Consider the following 18,495-nt stretch of genomic DNA (forward strand, 5'->3'; position numbering starts at 1 on the left):
ATAAGATTATTTAGCTTTTAAATTGCTCATAATTGGCTATTTAAGATTATATCTAGCTATTACTCCTTCTGCCTCCTGCCTTTCAACTCCTGCCTCTAACAAAACTAGGATTTTATTTGAAGGTGCAAGATGTCAGTATAATTTAGATGGGAAAGTAACTACTATTCATAACTCACTTCTAAGAACCTATAGATCGAGCAGTAGTCGTAGCTGATTCGCTTACTTCAAAAATCCCTTTGAGGAAAAACTTTAACCATCCTTACATCTTCTAGGGTGCTTTGAGTTCCTTTTAGAAAAAACCTAGCGTTTTCTAAAAACTTTTTCAATCATGAAGGAGCAATTTTATATTTCATTCACCATTATAATGAGAAAATACTATCAACTTAGATTAATTTTCACTACTTAAATTACATTACTCTGTTCTGTGTAGTAGTGAGGTTCCCTTTCCCATCCTGCTTCCCTCAACTTTGGTTCAACATATAGACGACAAGTATTCGTTTCATTAGTCATGCTGGCAAACTTTTCCTTTCTCAAGCCTCTAATGCTTGTATTGTTCCCATGTTTACCAGTTTTTAGAGCAACCTCCAAAAGAAAACATTAAAAATACCATTAAACTTAGACTACAGATGTTTATGTTGTAGTCTAATTTGATGAAAATGGTATTAATTAGAAAAATACAAAACAGTGAGAAATAAACGATCGCTTAATTATTGAGCTAACCACATTTGAGCCGTTCTCGGGTTAATAGATAGAGTAAAGCGATCGCCTGAAAGTGTCATTTGGTTATCATTCATTAAATCCTTATAGACACTAGGCTTTTGTAAGCAATGAGTGCTAAATTCAACCGAAGCATGATCACCCCCTTTATTAATAGCAACGATCCCACAATCTCCCCGTCCAAACACTAACACCAAGTCACTTTCATATAACATCGTCATTGGTTTTCCTTCAACCTCATTATGAAAGCGAATCATGCGTTTCATATCGTCTCGTTTAAAGGCATCATACCAGCGATCGTGATCTTGATGATATTTATGCACTGATTCGTTATGATCTGAGTAAACTAAGGGCAGTCCGCCATCTTTCCCTAAAATATAGGCATAAGCCAAATTTTCATCGGTGCGATCGAGCAGAAACTCACGAAAATCGTCATTATGGGGCAGATCATGATTAACCACAAAAGTCACAGCCCGATCCCAAGGTAGGCCATTATTCTCGTTTTCAGGACGGGCCAGTGTTCTCAGGGAACCTCCCATGTTGAATGCTTTTCGGATGGTTTGAAACAAACGGAAATCATAGGCAGATATCCATGTTTCTTGCAGAAAGGGATCTAAAAATATTTTTTCTTCATGATCATTCGTGGTCAATACTTCTCCAAAAAAATAACTTCCGGCCAGGGAATCATTATCAGCAAAATTATCAATCATTCGACTCGTAATATGCTTAATGGCATCAATACGGAAACCATCAAAACCCATTTCAGCTAAGGCCGTTAACATAGTTCTTTGTTGTAACAATACCCAAGGAGAGTCCATTAAATCCGGTAGATCACCTAAATCTCCATAGACAACTCGTTCTCGATCATGCCATTCATGTTCTTGAATATGTCCTTTAGAATTGAAATCATAGGGAGAAAATAAGCCCTCATTTAAGTCCCCATATAACTTATTGGCCTCAAATAAATCTCGATTATGACCATAGTTAGCTAGTTCAGCTTCTCCTGGAAAATTTAATCGATCACCTCGATTTTCATTAGCCATATGATTAATCACAACATCTGCATAAATCTTTATATTCAGCTCACTGCTATGACATTGTTTAATCAATTCTTCTAGTTCTTTTTTTCCTCCTAAATGAGAGAGAAGCACTCGATAATCTTTGGGTTGATAACATTGCCACCAATGGTCACTATGAGGATCGGAATAAAGAGGTGGAGGAATTAAAATGGCACCATAACCGGCCTCTTTTATTTCTCCCAATCGATCGATAATTTCTTGATACTTCCAATTAAAAGCATGAAGCACCACATCAGGTCTGACCATTGGTTTCTTCCCCTGAATACTAAATTTTAACATTATCTTAAGATTATCATTAAAAAGACATTTACCCTATTCTTTCCCTTAACAAAAGTTAACTATTTCTTAAAAATAATACCAAGAGAAATTAGACTTAGGTAAAACTACCTTTTTAGTTAATTCTTTAACGGCTTAATAATATTAAGCCCCTACAGATACAATCTCTAAATCTTAATTATTTCTTTACTGTTAATCCATAAATAAACATTGCTATAATGTGAGGGCATATTAGATTATTGCAAGTCATTTATTATCTGGAGATTCTCAAATGAAAAATAATCAAATTATTCAAAAGCTATGTTTTCTAGCTGTATTGATTGGTAGCTATACCTATCCCTCTCAAGCATTAATTGCAGAGAAACCTAATTCTAATATTTCTAATCCTATTTTAATTGCTCAAAACCAAGTACCTACCTCGTGGAAGGACAGTAGATATAATTTGAAAAAGACAACTTTTTATAATGATAGAGTTGAATGGATTGTAGAAGATACCTGTCGAGAATTAACCTGTCTTTCACCATTTGTTCATGCTCAATTTCAGGATGCAGATGGTATAACTATTGAAACTGGTCAGGTATTTTTTGAAGGGACTAATCCTTATCGAGCCAAAGCAAACATTCCTAGTTCAATATATTGGTCACAAATCAAACGAGTTGTTGTAGCTAACGGACCTAGTTAATTAATTGTTGTTTTTTTAGAGGGGAAAGTAGGTAGGGAAAATGTGAATTTAAGTTATATGATAATATTCCAAATCCTTACCTACTTTTTAACAATATTCAAAAGAGGTTAAATAATGAAAGCTAGTATATTAACTGATAATGCTCTGAGAGAACTTTATCAAACTGATGATTTAGCCTGGTATGAAATGACTTTAAAAATAATCCAATCTCGTGATTTAGAGAAATTAGACTTAGAGAGTTTAACTGAGGTATTAGAAGATTTGGTTAGGAATACAAAGCGTAGTGGTGTCAGCTTTTTAGAACAAATTATTAGACATTTACTGCTCATGGAGTATTGGGAAACAGAAAGAGAGTATAATTATCGTCATTGGGGGAGTGAGATTGTTAATTTCCGTAACCAATTGGAAATAGATATGACAACTAATTTATATCAGTATCTTGAGGAAAATATTGAAAAAATATATAAACGTGCTGTTAAATATGTAGTAGTTAAAACAGGATTACAAAAAGATAATTTTCCTTCTCAATGTCCTTATACTATAGAAAAACTTATTAATAGTGATTGGTTGCCTTCTGAGATAAACTCTGTTGAATAAGATAATAACTAATAATTGATAACTGAAATGACAAACTCTACTAAAACTTTATGTCCTTATTGTGGTGTGGGTTGTGGTTTAGAAGTCTTACCACCGGCCCAACCAGGAAAAGCAGTCAACCGAGACAGCGAAGGAAATCCTATCTGGTATGTTAGGGGCGATCGCAGTCATCCTTCTAGTTTGGGAAAAGTCTGTGTTAAAGGTGCAACAGTTAGCGAATCTCTGGGGAAAGATCGTCTTAAATATCCCATGATGCGAGACAGTTTAAACGATGAGTTTCATCGGGTAAGTTGGGATCAAGCAATGGAAGCGATCGCTAACCGTATGCAAACAGTACGCTTAAATCAAGGGCCAGACGCATTATGTATGTATGGTTCCGGACAGTTTCAGACAGAAGATTATTATATCGCCCAAAAACTCTTTAAAGGGTTCCTGGGAAGCAATAATTTTGACGCAAACTCCCGTCTCTGTATGTCCTCTGCTGTAGCAGGCTATATCCAAAGTTTCGGCAGTGATGGGCCACCTTGTTGTTACGAAGACTTAGAGTTAACCGACTGTGCATTTTTAGTAGGAACTAATACCGCAGAATGTCACCCCATAATTTTCAACCGTCTGCGGGTCTATCATAAAAAGAACCGTAAAGTAAAAATGGTGGTGGTTGACCCCAGACGTACCCAAACCGCCGAAGCAGCAGACTTACACCTGCCTATTAAACCAGGAACCGATATCGATCTCTTCAACGGTATCGCCTATTTATTGATGCGCCGGGGTCGTATTGATAGCCTTTTTATCGATGAATGTACCCAAAACTTTCCGGCCTACGCTGAGGTTATCCGTCATTATCCCCCCGAGTTAGTGGCGCGTAAATGTGGTATTCCCGTGGAACATTTAGAAAAAGCTGCTAAATATTGGGGTGAGTCACAACGGGTGTTGTCCTTATGGTCTATGGGACTAAATCAATCTTCCGAAGGAACTGCTAAAGTTCGCACACTTATTAATTTACACCTGATGACAGGAGATATTGGTAAACCAGGTGCGGGGCCTTTTTCCCTCACGGGACAACCTAACGCAATGGGAGGTCGAGAAGCTGGGGGACTTTGTAATATTTTACCTGGGTATAGGCTGGTTAATAACCCTCAACATCGGTCAGAAGTAGAACAGTTTTGGGGTGTTGCTTCAGGTACTATTCAACCCCAACGAGGTCGTACTGCTTGGGAAATGATCCAAGGTTTAGAAACTGGAGAAGTAGGCTTTTTGTGGATCGCAGCTACCAACCCGGCTGTGAGTATGCCGGATCTGAAACGAACTCAAGCAGCCTTGAAGCGATCGCCTTTTACTGTTTATCAAGACGCTTATTATCCCACGGAAACATCAGCTTATGCCCATATCTTACTACCGGCGGCACAGTGGAGTGAAAAAACAGGGGTGATGACTAACTCAGAACGGGTGGTTAACGTTTGTCCCCAGTTTCGTGACCCTCCTGGAGAAGCAAGGGCTGACTGGGAAATATTTGCCGAAGTGGGACGACGTTTAGGGTTCGAGAAGCCGTTTAGTTTTGCAAACTCGGCCGAAGTCTATGCAGAGTTTGTCAAAATAACGGAAAACCGTCCTTGTGATAGTTCAGGGTTGAGTCATGAAAAATTACACAGATATGGACCTTTGCAGTGGCCTTATGCTGATAGTTGGCCTTGTCTGGAAGGAGAGGAGTTAGCCGAACAAAACCGCACTAATAAGCGACTTTATACGGATTTTCGCTTCAATACTCCAGATGGACGGGCTAGGTTCGCAGCATACCATTCTAGGGGGCTGGCAGAACCTTCTGATCAAGCCTATCCTTTCGTTTTAACCACGGGTAGATTATACGGCCATTGGCACACTCAAACTCGCACTGGACGCATTTCTAAAATTTACAAGAAGTATCCTCAACCTTTTTTAGAAATTCATCCTCGAGATGCTGCTAAATTGAACATTAAAGAGAATAGTGTGTTAGAAGTGCGATCGCGTCGAGGAAAAGCCTATTTTCCAGCAAAAATTACTAAGGCGATCGCTCCTGGTACTGTGTTCGTTCCTATGCACTGGGGCGCGCTTTGGGCGGAGGATGCCGAGGCTAACGCTTTAACCCATCCTACGGCTTGTCCGAGTTCTTTACAACCTGAGTTAAAAGCTTGTGCGGTACACCTACTAAAAATCTCTTAACTTTGCTTCACCATGTATTTTCAACGACTAGCTACCCCCAATGATACTAAATCCGCTTTAGATAGTAGACAATCATCGTTCTGGAGCAGAGGAAGCAGGGGGAGAAAGAAGATTACTCTACGATAATAAGCGGATTCGGTATTACACCACAAAATATGCGATCGCATCTCTTATTCAGCGATCGCATTTATAGCAATACTGTATCGATGATTCATTGATTTACTCCTGTTAATTTATGGGCAATATAAGAAGTAATGATCCAATTTCATGTACCAGGAGATTCGGCATTAACAATAACGAAAACTACAACATATTTACCCTATTGATGAATATTAAGAAACATTTTCTTTTAATTGGACTTTGAAGATCGATCCTGATTCTACTGGAGGTTGCCAATCCTGATCAACAAAAACATCTACATCAAAATAAGTCTCTAACCAAACCCTAGCTCCACCTTTATCAGCCCTTGCTTCATGGGAGTAAAACAGTCTACATGGTCCATGAATATCAATAGCATGACCCTGCATTACTTTTTGAGTACCTCGCTTAACACTAATCACAGTCTTATTCGTTTTGTTGCTGACATTACCATCAATATTCTGTCGCACCACTTTAACTACAGCTAAATCTTTTTTCAGGGGCTTTTTCGCTTTTTTATGCCAACGAGCTTTAGGGCCGCGTTTCCCCTCACTAATAATCGGTTTTCCATCACATAAAGGGATAACCCATTGATTTCCGAGCTTAAATGCTCCTTCAATGCGGTTGTTAGTCAGTAAATGATGCACTCTTCGTCTAGAAACTCCTAATATTTCGGCTGTTTCTTTTGCAGTAGCAAACATAAGTACAAATAACTATTCCAGTTCTATAACTTTTATTTTAGCCCAAGTTTTGAGTAGTCAACATAGACAGAGCAAAACTTACACAAAAAAAATATGCGATCGCATCTCTGATTAGGCGATCGCATTTATAGCACTTTTCAATTCGGTCTCTCAATATTTCGGTTGAGTGAGTGTGGGCAGTTATCAGTTATCAGTCATCAGTTATCAGTTTTAACTTTTTAAGTCTTCTTTGAGTGATCACACTTTAGTTTATCTGTTGGGTTGAGTTCCGATCCCAACCTACAAGATATGCGATCGCACTCAAAAGATAATTTTTGTGCTATCCTGATGGTGATTTTGACTAAATATTTACTCTATTGGTTTTAAGGAGTCCATTTTCATGTTTAACAAACAGCAAGTTATTCGTTTAGTTGTTTTAGGATGTTTTGGTTTAGGTACACCTCTTACTGATGGAAGGTTGACTGAAGTTAAAGCAGCGATCGCAGAACGTGAGCAACATGAGATAATTGATAAAAATAAACAAGATCAGTTATTAGCACAAAATCTAAAAAGAGCTGATAATAAATATTTCACTGGTATTGTACAAAGTTGTAATGGTGCCACTTCAACGGTAATATGTACATTAGTTTATAGAAGTAAAGAGACTTTTAATGCTGGAATAAACTGCCGAGATAGCAACACTAAAGCTTTTGATAGTTTTGGAAATGTGTATCATTGTAGTCAAGTGCAAATTAGTCCTCTTAAAAGTGAAAGGCGGATAACAATGAGATATCCTAAAGGAACACCAATTAAAATTACTCTAACCTTTAACAATATTCCTTCTCAAACAAATGAGTTTCATACTTTAGAGGTACATCATTCTGCTAGTTTTCTAAGATTCAATAATGTTGAGGTATCTAGGTAAGTTTTTTCTATCTTTTATTTTTGTAGGGTAGGAACTTTTTGAAATCCTAGATTAACCTGTATAAAATTTCATCTTCAGTTTAACTATTTATTGTATATGGGTAATCAAAATTATAAGCTATCTTTTTGAATATGATTCTAACATTATGCACTAAATAGAACATATTTCTAATTTTTCTCTTAACATTGTCCCTGGACTAACTATAATGGCATTGGGATCGCGGCGAATAAACTCATAATTAGAAGGAAGGCCAAACGGATTTTGGTCAAATTTTTCTTGATAAATAAACCACAGAGGAAAAAACCCCGACTGAGAAGAAACTTGATTAAATAAGTCATTAGCAGATAACCAACGATTATTTTGATACCAGCCAACTTTTTGAGCAAATAGCGTATAAGCATTTACATTAGATTTTTTCAAGGAAAATGCACTATGGGTTTCTGAATAAACTCTTCTTTGGACACTAAATCCATACTTTCTATTCGAGTGTTTAATCCACATATTATTAAGTTTCACTAAAGTCTCACACTGTAGTTTTTCAACTTCACTACTTTCTAAAATTCCGTTATTATTCTTATCTCCTTCTCTTATTAATTTTTCCCATGTTTTATCATTAGCTTCACGCCATCTTTTATTAGCTAATAGTTGCGGTAAATTTAGTTTAGTAGGTGTTGGAGTAGGTGGAGAAGAAACAGGTAAAGGGGAAGGAGATGATGAAGGAGTGGGTTTACTCTCTATTGTCGACTCAGGTGGAATTAGTGGTGAAGTGGTTGCTATACTCGGATTAAGGTAAAAAGGACCTAACAAACCATTTCTCACCCAAGGTCTTTGCTCATTATCAGTTGCTTTTAAAACATCTTTTTTAACCCTTCTGAACATCAAATCAATATCTTCATCCGGTGTTTTCAGATGACGCAATAAATGATAGGTAAAAGGAGAATGGGAAGACTCTTCCCCATCTTCTGCTACATTTCCAGGATCGGTAGCAAAAGCAATAAACCATCCTTGATTTGCTTCTAGTTCTTCCAACCCTCTAACACCGGTTAATCCACGATTTGGCGATCGCCAGCGACGAAAAAAATCATTATCTCGACAAGCATCGATAATCAAAATATTAATGCGAGTTTTAGCTGCTTCCATCGCATTAATGACCTTTCCCAAGGGATAAGCATCATATTTGACATCCTTCTCTCTTTTTAGTTCAGCTTCCAAAGGAATTAAATAATTTTCCCCTTTTACCTGAACTCCATGACCGGCGTAATAGAAAACCCCAACCCCTCCTTCTGTTAATTCTTGGCTAAACTGTTCAATTTCTTCATCCATTGATCGTAAATTAAGGTTAATGCGAGGAGTAACATCAAAACCCAAGTCTCTCAACGCTTTAGCCACTGCATTAGCGTCATTGACAGGATTATTTAAACCCCCTTCTCCATAGGCAGCATTACCAATAACTAAGGCTTTTCTAGGTAAATTTTGAGCAATTAATTGTCTTAATTGAGGGTTTGCAGATAAATCACTGGGAATAACTAAATCAAGATTAGATAAAGAAGGGTTGGGAGAAGTTTCAGCCGTAACCGCAACAGATAGGGATAACCAGATTAATAAGGTTTTAAGGGCATAAAATCGTTTTAAGGAAAGCATCACTAAGATTATTAGCTTTTTAGCCCTAAGATAGCACAAAGATTCATAGCTGGTTTTAGTTTCTCACTATTGCGCTTTAGTAAAGGTTAGCGTTTTACTGCAATAAGTTTGATCGTTAAAGTGTCACTGTCTTGAAAGATGATGGTTTGAACCACTCGAATTTTTTTAGGATCTTTTGTCAGTTTTTCAAATTCTTCTGGGGTTAAAACTTGCCCTAAATTTATTGTTCCTTCAATAAGTTCATCTTTTAAACTAAATGAAGTAATGGGGATATTCTCGATGGGAATAGGAATCCCTCGAATGGGTAAACGTCTGCTAGTTCCTTCAGGAGTCATGATCCAAACATCATCTTTAGAAAAATCAATTTGTTTAATATCTTTGATAGGAAAACTTTGTGAATAGTCTTCAGCGGTGAGGGCTAAGTTTTTAGCATCAAAAGCGGTTAAATGTCCTGTATAAGATTCTCCTTTTTTTAGAAAAATAGTAGCAGATTTAGGAACAGCAACAGTTAGAATTTGTTGATTTTGTTTATTATTATCAATAGATTGTGCTAAGATGATGCTATTTATAAATGTCTTCTGACTGGTAACCGTTGTAGAAGTTACCATTAACATCAAAATACTGAATATTAGAAACTTTATTTTCATGTCAGATTCTCCTAATGTTGAATTTAATCCCTTGAGTAAATTAGTTAGTTTAATTGCTTTATTAGCTGCTGGACTCTATTTTACAGGATGGATTTATCGTTGGGCATATTTTGGCTTTTTTCATATACAAATTACTGGCTTAAATTTACCCGTCGAGTCCTTTTATTTAGCTGCATTTCAAGCATTGGTTGGCTCACCTTTAACTATCTTCAGAACTGTAATTATTTTTACTGTAACTTTAATTGCTATTTTATTAAGCTTAAAAGCTTTACAGTTGATTCAAATTAAGTTGAGGAATGTTATTCACAGATTTTCACTAAATGTAAGTGCAAATCATTTAAGTTCCCTAAAATTTTTAGCCTCTTTACTCGATGAACTGATTATTATTGCTTGGTTACTTTTTGCTCTTTTTTTCTTAGCACAATGGCAAGGTGAACAAGATGCTTTTACAGATGCAGTCAATGAAACATCAAAATTACCTGTAATTACAGCTATTATGTCTGAAAGCTCACCATTAGGACGTAAATTAGATAATCCTTTATCAAATACCTCAAATTTTCGTATTATTGGTGACAAAAGTTTGTATCAAAGATTATTAGGTAAAGAACTAACAAATGTGGATGATACTGATCAAAAAAGAGTCTGGAGATTACTTATTGAAGGAGAAAGTTATTTATATATTTTTCCAGCATTACCAGAAAAGAATAAGCAATTAAATTTTCCTGTCATAAACCTTTATAAACGGGATAATGCTACACAAATTGTCATTCTTAAATGATTAATTCAGTGTCATCAAAAAACTCGTAATTAATTATTTATTTGCCCAATAATTGATTAAGCAGTTCATCTCGATTGATTTGAAAGTGATTGCCAATATCCTTTAAAATGGCGTTTAGCGTACCAACTTTTAAGGGATTATGAGCAGGAATAGTAATGTGATGTTCTCCTTGTTGTTGAGTTGTTAATCGAATATGACTACCTGTTTGATGACTAACTTGATAACCTAACTTTTTTAGATATTTGACCAAATCTTGACCTGATAAATCTCTCGGCAATTTCATGAAGCAAATACCTCGTCTTGGACAATATGAAGACGAATAATTTTAGGACGTAAAGTTTCATCAGGAAAGTGACAATGAACAGCATCTTTAACTTCCTTTTTTAAGGTTTCTAAATCATCAGCTTGGGTAATAATTGATTCCCCTAATGCTTGGGCAACATAACCTCCATCATCATCAATTTCAACTAAGAAAATAATTTCAGTCATAGATTTAATCATCTCCTAAAATATCAATTAATATTATACAAAAAATCCCCAACTTCAGAAGTTGGGGGAATTAAAAATTATCTCAAATTGATTTACAGTAAATAAACCAAGATAAAAAGAATGATCCAAATGACATCAACAAAGTGCCAGTAAAGTTCCGCAGCTTCCACACCGAAATGGGAATCACTGCTGTAGTGTCCTGGTGTACGAGAACGCCATAAAACTGCTAGGGTTAATAACAGTCCAAAGCTAACATGAAGACCATGAAACCCCGTTAAAGCGTAAAAAGAACTAGCGAATAAATTGGTAGTTAAACCCATCTCCAAATGGAAATATTCATACATTTGGCCGATGAGGAAAATAATACCCATAACCGCAGTAATACCAAACCACAGTTGTAACCCAGGCACATCATTTTTCTTGATAGCATCTTGTCCCTTGTGCATGACAAAACTGCTAGTAACCAGGATAATAGTATTGATTCCAGGTAATAATAATTCTAGTTCTGGAGTACCTTCTGGTGGCCAAACAGGAACTATGGTTCTATAGATTAAAAAGGCTGCAAATAAGCCCAGAAAAATAGAACTTTCTGCCACTAAAAACAGAGCAATACCAAACAGTCGATGATCGGGATGTCCCTCGTGGCCGCCATGATGACCACCTTGTTCGGGAACCGTTCCTTGAGGTTGTTGAATAGCTGATCCTTGCATAAGAAATTGAAACGTTGAAATGATTTAATGACAGTTGAGTTCGATATAAGGACATTGATATACAACTTGTCAAAATTAGGAGTTTTAAAAACTGATTCTCTCATTAAACAAGACTCAACTCCTAACACCGAACTCAGCTTAATGACAGTTGAAAAAAGAGCATTAGGGGCTTAATATTGTTAAGCCCAGAAGACAGAAAAACTACTTAGAATTAGCTCCAACTTCCGCTAATATATCTTCGACACTTTCCTCAGCATCAACCCCTTCAGAGTCGGTACCATAATCATAAGGACCAGCCCATAAAATGGGTTCTTCATCGAAGTTTTCAATAGCTGGAGGGGAAGAAGTTTGCCACTCTAAAGTAAAGGCGCGCCAAGGGTTACGGCTTGCTTTTTCTCCTTTGGTTAAACTGACAAACATATTAATCACAAAGGGAAGACTAGACAGAGCTAAAATATACGCACCCAAGGTACAAATTTGGTTTAAAGGTTGAAACTGAATGTCATATAAAGCAATACGACGATTCATCCCTAATAACCCTAGTTCGTGCATGGGTAAAAAGGTAATATTTAAGCCAATGAATAGCAGGATAAAATGAGCTCTACCCAAGGTTTCGTTAATCATTCTACCCGTCATTTTCGGGAACCAATGATAGAACCCGGCAAACAGTCCCATCGCTGCCCCACCAAAGAGAACATAATGGAAATGTCCCACCACAAAATAGGTGTCATGAACATGGATATCAAAAGTAACAGAAGATAACATCACTCCCGTTAAACCACCTACTAAAAAGGTAGCAATGAAACCAATACCAAAACACATAGCCGTGTTGAGGTTAAGTTTTCCGCCCCAAACAGTTGCACACCAGCTAAAGATTTTAATCCCTGTGGGAACCGCAATTAACATGGTGGCAGCCATGAAGAATATCCGCAACCATCCAGGAGTACCACTGGTGAACATATGGTGCGCCCAAACAATTAAACCCAGAAAACTAATGGCTAAACTGGAATAGGCGATCGCTCGATAACCAAAGATGGGCTTACGAGCATGAACCGGTAAGACATCGGAAATTACCCCAAAGAAGGGTAAAATCATGATATATACCGCAGGATGGGAGTAAAACCAGAACATATGCTGGTAAACTACCGGATCGCCCCCTCCTGTGGGGTTAAAGAAACTGGTACCGGCGATTAAATCGAAGGATAACAGGACTAAAGCTGCAGCCAATACAGGGGTGGATAAAAGAATTAAAGCAGAGGTTGCCAGCATAGACCAACAAAACAGAGGCATACTGTGCAAGTCCATCCCCTTAATGCGCATCTTAAAGATGGTGGTGACAAAATTAATTGCCCCCAAAATTGAGGAAGTTCCCACCAATAAGACACTCAAAATCCAAATTTCTTGGCCCCAAACCCCACTAATTAAACTCAGGGGTGGGTAAGAAGTCCAACCAGACTGGGCGGCACCACCATCCACAAAGAAACTGAGGAGTAATAAAATTCCTCCAGGAGGTGTTAACCAAAAAGCCACAGCATTAAGGTTGGGAAAAGCCATATCATCAGCCCCAATCATCAGAGGGATCAAATAATTGGCAAAAGCAGCTCCGGCAGGAACGATCCATAAAAAGATCATGATTGTGCCATGCATAGTCATAAACTGGTTATACAGAGCCGGGGTAACGAAGTCGGGATCGGCAGTAGCTAATTCTGTGCGAATAACTTCAGCAAAGGCCCCACCGATGAAATAGAATGCGAAGGACGTGACTAAATATTGAATCCCGATCACCTTATGATCAGTACAAAAGGTGAAATAGTCCGTCCACTTCCTTTGTTGGTGTTCCATGTGGGTTGATTCGACGGTTATTGTCATAGAAGGTTTATCAATTATGGCGATTGAGTTAGTAAAACAGGTACAGAAAAGACCTTAAGTTAAAGGTCTCAATGAGAAGTCCAGTACCAGTTGGTAGTTAATAGACCCTACAAGGGCAGGGAAGCTAAAACCCTTGGTTTCCACCTCAGAAATTCAGATTTTAAAGTCAGAATGGAGTGTTTCTCTCTGTCTAGGTGACGACTTCTTTCAGGGTTAAAAAGCCTGATCGGAATTATGGTTGGCTAATTCAGCAACCATGTTATGATTCATACCCATTTCTTCGGCATAAGGGCTGAGAAATTCGGGATCACTCATGTTTTGTGGATCAACTAAAGCAGTTTCTCCCATATTGGCTTCTTGTACGGGTTTATTAGCTTGTTCCCATTCAGCGTAAGCTTCGGCACTATCCACATGAAGCACTGATTTCATGCCTCCGTGATAAGCACCACAGAGTTCAGCGCAGATGATGGGATAATCTCCTTCACGATTAGCTGTAAAGGATAAAAATGCTTCTCTGCCAGGGATAGCGTCTTGTTTTAAGCGCAGTTGGGGAACCCAAAAGGCGTGGATGACATCCCCTGCATCAATATTTAGTTGCACAGGGCGATCAACCGGGGCATGGAGTTCACCAGAAATTATCCCTGTTTCGGGGTAAGTGAAAATCCAGGCGTATTGAATACCTTTGACATCCACCATAATGGCAGGGTTGTCCTCTGTTGCAGATTTACCAATCCCCAAGGCGATTTTATGCTGGTGATCACCCATGGCGATTTGTTGAGGGGGGGTATCTTTGGAAATAACGGGATCGAGTCCCCCCATGTTGTTGTACGCTTCAAAAGTGTACAGCGCAAGTATGAAGACAATAACGGTGGGAATAGCGGTCCAGAGAATTTCTAAGGGGACATTCCCTTCAATTGGAGGACCGTCGCTAGTGTCCCCTTTACGACGACGAAATTTAATCACACTGTAAACTAAAACCCCTTCTATGAGGAGAAATAGTCCTGTTGCGATCGTCATCATAAAGTTGAATATATTGTCTACCTGTTGGGCATCTTCAGAAGCAGCCACTGGCAATAGGCCATGGTTTTGACCGTACCAAAGACTTGCTAATGTAATGACGATACCAACGAGTAAGGTGATAATGTTACTTGGAATCTTCACAGTTGTTGATGGGTTAGACGATTACCTATCTAATAACGGTAAGGCCAAGTTTTAAAAATGATTGCTTTTTTTATCACAGATTTAAGGATCTTTGGTTTTTCTTTATAATCAAACTAAATTCCAATTCATTGAAATTGAAAAGATAATCTTAAGAAATGAGGATTTTAGCTTTTTTTAAGATGGGTATGATGACTTTGAATTACCATAGAAATAATCTGAGCAGTCAGCCTCAAACTAGCAGGAATAAATTAGACTTAAACATTCAACAACCCCAACGTAACGAAGTTGAAGTTGGGGATTGCCACTCCCAAAAGTAGCGACGTAAGCGTTGAATAGCCTGTAAACCTAATCTTGGTACAAACTTCCAAATACTTCTCTAGTTTGGATTATTTTTAAGTCTTTTTGGGAAGACGTTGTTAGACAAGACATCTTAGATTAGGTAGGCGAAGAGACACAAAACTCATACTCTGAGGTTTATCACCATGTTAAGAGTACCTGTTTTATCACTCAAAGGAACACCCTTAATGCCCACTAAACCAAGTCGGGCTAGACGGTGGATTGAAGATAAAAAAGCTGTTGGAAAATTCAATAAGTTAGGACAATTTTATGTTCAACTTTTAGTTGAGCCATCTGACACCAAAACTCAGTCCATTGCTCTGGGAATTGACCCAGGAAAACTTTTTTCTGGTATTGGTGTTCAATCCACTAAATTTACTCTGTTTACTGCTCATCTTGAACTTCCTTTTAAGAAAGTAAGAGAACGGATGGATAATCGTCGGATGATGCGACGTGGAAGAAGAGGGAGACGCATTAATCGTCAATTACCTTTTCAATTAAGAGCGCATCGTCAAAAGCGATTTAACAACCGAAAACAAGGTAAGTTATCACCGTCAATTAAAGCCAATCGACAACTTGAATTAAGGGTTATTCAAGAACTATGTAAAGTTTTTCCTGTTTCTGATATTTATTTTGAATACGTCAAAGCCGATGTTGACTTAACGTCGGGGCGGAAAGGAGCCAAATCAGGGAAAGGATTTTCAGCCGTTATGGTAGGACAGAAATGGATGCTCAAACAATTAGAAAAGTTGGGCAATGTTCATACTATTTACGGTTGGCAAACGTCTAATTTAAGAAAACACCTTAAATTGGAAAAATCTAGAAACAAAGCAGAACAAACACCTAGTTCCCATGCTGTTGATGGTGTCACCTTAGCTTGTTATCAATTCCTTAATTATCAAGCCCATTATTCAGGTAATAATCATGGGCATACTTGGCAAGGAATCGTAGCTATTACCCCTTGTCAATTTATGCTCATTAAGCGTCCTCCAATTAGTCGTCGTCGTCGTCAACTTCACTTAATGCTTCCAAGCAAAGGAGGAAAAAGGCGTAAATATGGAGGAACTATTACCCGTCATGGCATCAGAAAAGGAGATTTTGTCAAGGGACGAAAGGCTGGCAAGGTTTACTATGGTTGGTGTTCTGGTGATACAGCCAAACAAGTCTCAGTTTCCGATTTTTATTGGAAAAGATTGGGACAATTTACTGCCTCGAAAGTAGTGTTGCTCCAACGCTCTACGGGGTTACTTTATAAACAGGGAACGGACTTCGTTGGAGCAACTGTTTGTTAGTTGATGCTCGTTTCCTCCCCGTCGTCTGAAAACGTCGGGGTTTCCACTCGCATATTTTACAATGACAACAACTGAAACAGAATTAAATTTAATTACGAATATTACTGGGGAACCCTACCAACCGGCCAGACTTTATTATTATGTTACTAATAAAAAAACGGTTTTAGGGGTGTTTAAGAAGTTAAAATGTCTGAAGTTTTATAAAAAGAGCGATCGCTGGTATTGGTTGTATGAAGACGAGGCTAAAAAAATTCGTTTTCAACAGTCTTATAATAAAATTCCTAAAGAAGAGCGACCGATTCCGTTAGCTTATTTTGAGTTTGTTAGTGATAATTTAATGATCCTAGAAGCGCGTTCGTTTCAAAGGATTATAGAAGCAGCAAAATTTTTTAATACTAGAATTAATTGGCGCGCTGCTGAACCAGTTAGACTAGGAATTGTCAATAAATTATTTGGTTGTTCTCCTGAGGAAACTCCTCAACCTCCTAATTCTTTTGCAGAGTTTTTTGATCAGGATGATGTTGTTGTTTATACACCCGAAGAATTAGAAGAAGAAATTGAAGAGGTTATTGCTCAACACGAAACAGAAGAGGAAAAAAATAAAGCAGTGAAAGCTTATATGGAGGAAAAATCGAAACAACCCTTACCTGAAATTGAAGAAATAGCAATTAGTGTTCATGAAGAAGGATTATCTATTTTAGAAATGGCCTTAAGAATGAAACATATTGAAGCTTGGGAACATTGGCAAGGAAATAAGTATTTTACTCAGTATGATTTAATTCAAAGCATGATAGAAAATATGCCAGATAACCAAGAAAAAAGTGAGGCTAATTTAGCCTAAGAATGGTCATTATTATCATTAATTAGAATTCGTAGGGACATAATAGTATTATGTCCTGATATGTTGTCTCTTCTCATATATCATTACTGATTTCTATAGATGGGAACAATGGATATTTACTGTAATTATAACTAGAAATCTATTGAGCCAATTAATTTTTTTATTTCTATTTGAACATCAGGAAAAGTGAGACAAGAAACTGAGCCGTTATTTAATTCCAATTTCTTGTGATAAGTTTCTTGTTGGGGATCTTGAAAAATAATAAGACGACAATTTTCTAGATCAATAATCCAATATTCTGAAATATTGGCCTTAGCATAAACTTGTTTTTTTTCGTTTAAATCATAGCTTAAGGTTGAATAAGAAATTTCGATTACTAAATAAATATCTTCAGGTTCGGGGTGTTTATTATTATATAGACTATCAGGGAGTTTAGCTAAAACTAAATCCGGTTGTGGTTCTGAGGTAGAAAGACTAATAGGATGAGCAGAACGAACATCAGCTAAATGATTAAATAAAGTAAGAAAATATTTATAAATTTTGTTGTTAGAGTTAGCATGATAAGGGGTTTCTGGACTCATTTCTATTAACTGTCCTTCGATTAATTCTATACGGCGATCGCAAAAGATTCCAGTTTCTACAATTTTTTGATAATCTTTAATTGACAGTTTAGCGGTTTGGAGCATAATTTAGGAATTAGGCTTAATGTTGAGAGAATAAGTTAACTACTCTTTAAAGAAGGTGAATAATGAACCATCATTTCCTGCTTCTTTTGCTGTTAATATATCATGACCAAAATTACGGAGAAATTTAATCACTGGTAAAGGAAAATTTTCATCAGCGTAGAGACGTGAAAATTTTTAGTTTTCTCCCATTTATAGCATAATTTCTATGTTTTCTTGGATAGCAGCAGAAATTTCATCAGGGTGCGCATCTGCATAGGCCCAAGCATTGACTAAATCAGCAGCCGTAAGGTCTGGAAAAGCTTCTAAAATACTAGCATCACTCATACCCAAATGACGATTATTGACCAATGACCAAATAGGAATACGAGTGTTCCCAACACAAGCATCACCACCACATACCCCTGGCGTTTTTTTGATTCCTTGAGAACCATAATTTAATGTTTGGGTTAACATTTGCATAATTTCGGCTTTGTCGGTGGGGTTTAAGGCTAAAATTTGTTTTTCTAATTCTTTGAGTGTCATTTTTATCAGTCCCTAAAATGGTGGGTTACAGCAGATAATTAGATTATAGTGACATTCTAACCCACATTCCGCACATATTTTGTCCCATAAAAAATTATGGCTTGGAACCCCGTTAGGGATGAGTGGGAAAACAGATGAACTGACGTTCGGGGTTGCAAGACATAATTTCAAGCTGACAAGATTAAAGTGTGAGGGTTAACTCGTTTTCAATTCTTTTTAAACAGTAAGGAGTG

18 protein-coding genes and 1 pseudogene are annotated in these 18,495 nt (G+C 37.3%); 7 read left to right on the plus strand and 12 right to left on the minus strand.

Annotated elements, in window-relative coordinates; all coding sequences use genetic code 11:
• Nucleotides 1-707 precede the first annotated feature (707 nt).
• Nucleotides 708-2,042, minus strand: coding sequence for an alpha-amylase family glycosyl hydrolase (locus QNJ66_RS18635; protein WP_300509609.1), 1,335 nt, complete (start codon nt 2,040-2,042; stop codon nt 708-710).
• A gap of 301 nt (nt 2,043-2,343) precedes the next feature.
• On the opposite strand from QNJ66_RS18635, the gene QNJ66_RS18640 reads away from it, so the two are divergent.
• The 3 genes from QNJ66_RS18640 to QNJ66_RS18650 all read left to right on the plus strand — a co-directional run bounded on the left by QNJ66_RS18640 (nt 2,344) and on the right by QNJ66_RS18650 (nt 5,547).
• Nucleotides 2,344-2,754, plus strand: a complete 411-nt coding sequence (locus QNJ66_RS18640) for a hypothetical protein (RefSeq protein WP_300509611.1) — start codon at nt 2,344-2,346, stop codon at nt 2,752-2,754.
• 114 nt (nt 2,755-2,868) lie between these two features.
• Nucleotides 2,869-3,351 carry a DUF29 domain-containing protein gene (locus QNJ66_RS18645; RefSeq protein ID WP_300509613.1) on the plus strand — a complete coding sequence of 161 codons (483 nt, stop codon included), beginning with the start codon at nt 2,869-2,871 and terminating at the stop codon, nt 3,349-3,351.
• 27 nt (nt 3,352-3,378) lie between these two features.
• Nucleotides 3,379-5,547, plus strand: a complete 2,169-nt coding sequence (locus QNJ66_RS18650) for a nitrate reductase (RefSeq protein ID WP_300509615.1) — start codon at nt 3,379-3,381, stop codon at nt 5,545-5,547.
• A 332-nt stretch (nt 5,548-5,879) separates the two neighbouring features.
• Here QNJ66_RS18650 and QNJ66_RS18655 read toward each other — a convergent pair whose 3' ends face one another.
• Nucleotides 5,880-6,386 (minus strand): helix-turn-helix domain-containing protein, encoded by a 507-nt coding sequence (locus tag QNJ66_RS18655; RefSeq protein WP_300509617.1) that lies wholly within the window; start codon nt 6,384-6,386, stop codon nt 5,880-5,882.
• A gap of 379 nt (nt 6,387-6,765) precedes the next feature.
• On the opposite strand from QNJ66_RS18655, the gene QNJ66_RS18660 reads away from it, so the two are divergent.
• On the plus strand, nt 6,766-7,290 hold the full coding sequence (locus tag QNJ66_RS18660) for a hypothetical protein (protein WP_300509619.1): 525 nt from the start codon (nt 6,766-6,768) through the stop codon (nt 7,288-7,290).
• Nucleotides 7,291-7,440: 150 nt separating this feature from the next.
• Here QNJ66_RS18660 and QNJ66_RS18665 read toward each other — a convergent pair whose 3' ends face one another.
• Together QNJ66_RS18665 and QNJ66_RS18670 are read right to left on the minus strand one after the other, a co-directional pair.
• Nucleotides 7,441-8,931 carry a caspase family protein gene (locus QNJ66_RS18665; protein ID WP_300509641.1) on the minus strand — a complete coding sequence of 497 codons (1,491 nt, stop codon included), beginning with the start codon at nt 8,929-8,931 and terminating at the stop codon, nt 7,441-7,443.
• A gap of 86 nt (nt 8,932-9,017) precedes the next feature.
• Nucleotides 9,018-9,539, minus strand: coding sequence for a hypothetical protein (locus QNJ66_RS18670; protein WP_300509621.1), 522 nt, complete (start codon nt 9,537-9,539; stop codon nt 9,018-9,020).
• Between the two features lie 37 nt (nt 9,540-9,576).
• Here QNJ66_RS18670 and QNJ66_RS18675 point away from each other — a divergent pair, with 37 nt between their 5' ends.
• Complete coding sequence (locus QNJ66_RS18675) at nt 9,577-10,356, plus strand: hypothetical protein (protein WP_300509623.1); 780 nt, start codon at nt 9,577-9,579, stop codon at nt 10,354-10,356.
• Nucleotides 10,357-10,393: 37 nt separating this feature from the next.
• Here QNJ66_RS18675 and QNJ66_RS18680 read toward each other — a convergent pair whose 3' ends face one another.
• The 5 genes from QNJ66_RS18680 to coxB form a co-directional block, all read right to left on the minus strand.
• Nucleotides 10,394-10,639, minus strand: coding sequence for a type II toxin-antitoxin system HicA family toxin (locus tag QNJ66_RS18680; RefSeq protein WP_300509624.1), 246 nt, complete (start codon nt 10,637-10,639; stop codon nt 10,394-10,396).
• Entirely contained in the window at nt 10,636-10,845 is a 210-nt protein-coding gene (locus tag QNJ66_RS18685; RefSeq protein ID WP_300509626.1) for a 2-oxoisovalerate dehydrogenase E1 subunit beta, read from the minus strand. The genes QNJ66_RS18680 and QNJ66_RS18685 overlap by 4 nt, the downstream gene beginning before the upstream one ends.
• A 92-nt stretch (nt 10,846-10,937) precedes the next feature.
• The gene (locus tag QNJ66_RS18690; RefSeq protein ID WP_300509628.1) at nt 10,938-11,555 is read right to left on the minus strand and encodes a heme-copper oxidase subunit III; all 618 of its coding nucleotides are present in this window, start codon (nt 11,553-11,555) and stop codon (nt 10,938-10,940) included.
• Nucleotides 11,556-11,756: 201 nt separating this feature from the next.
• Entirely contained in the window at nt 11,757-13,424 is a 1,668-nt protein-coding gene (gene ctaD / locus QNJ66_RS18695) for a cytochrome c oxidase subunit I (RefSeq protein WP_300509629.1), read from the minus strand.
• A gap of 213 nt (nt 13,425-13,637) precedes the next feature.
• A complete protein-coding gene (coxB, locus tag QNJ66_RS18700; RefSeq protein ID WP_300509631.1) occupies nt 13,638-14,585 on the minus strand; it encodes a cytochrome c oxidase subunit II in 948 nt (315 codons plus the stop codon).
• A 482-nt stretch (nt 14,586-15,067) separates the two neighbouring features.
• On the opposite strand from coxB, the gene QNJ66_RS18705 reads away from it, so the two are divergent.
• Nucleotides 15,068-16,213: an RRXRR domain-containing protein gene (locus tag QNJ66_RS18705; RefSeq protein ID WP_300509633.1), complete on the plus strand. Its 1,146-nt coding sequence runs from the start codon at nt 15,068-15,070 to the stop codon at nt 16,211-16,213.
• 61 nt (nt 16,214-16,274) lie between these two features.
• Nucleotides 16,275-17,054, plus strand: coding sequence for a hypothetical protein (locus tag QNJ66_RS18710; protein WP_300509635.1), 780 nt, complete (start codon nt 16,275-16,277; stop codon nt 17,052-17,054).
• A gap of 131 nt (nt 17,055-17,185) precedes the next feature.
• Here QNJ66_RS18710 and QNJ66_RS18715 read toward each other — a convergent pair whose 3' ends face one another.
• The 3 genes and pseudogenes from QNJ66_RS18715 to QNJ66_RS18725 all read right to left on the minus strand — a co-directional run bounded on the left by QNJ66_RS18715 (nt 17,186) and on the right by QNJ66_RS18725 (nt 18,262).
• The gene (locus QNJ66_RS18715; protein WP_300509637.1) at nt 17,186-17,740 is read right to left on the minus strand and encodes a Uma2 family endonuclease; all 555 of its coding nucleotides are present in this window, start codon (nt 17,738-17,740) and stop codon (nt 17,186-17,188) included.
• A 39-nt stretch (nt 17,741-17,779) separates the two neighbouring features.
• Nucleotides 17,780-17,893 (minus strand): annotated as a pseudogene (locus QNJ66_RS18720) (hypothetical protein); the annotation flags it as partial.
• A 36-nt stretch (nt 17,894-17,929) separates the two neighbouring features.
• Complete coding sequence (locus QNJ66_RS18725) at nt 17,930-18,262, minus strand: DUF433 domain-containing protein (RefSeq protein WP_300509639.1); 333 nt, start codon at nt 18,260-18,262, stop codon at nt 17,930-17,932.
• Between the last annotated feature and the right edge of the window lie 233 nt (nt 18,263-18,495).

Source organism: Crocosphaera sp. (assembly GCF_030064895.1).
GTDB lineage: Bacteria > Cyanobacteriota > Cyanobacteriia > Cyanobacteriales > Microcystaceae > Crocosphaera.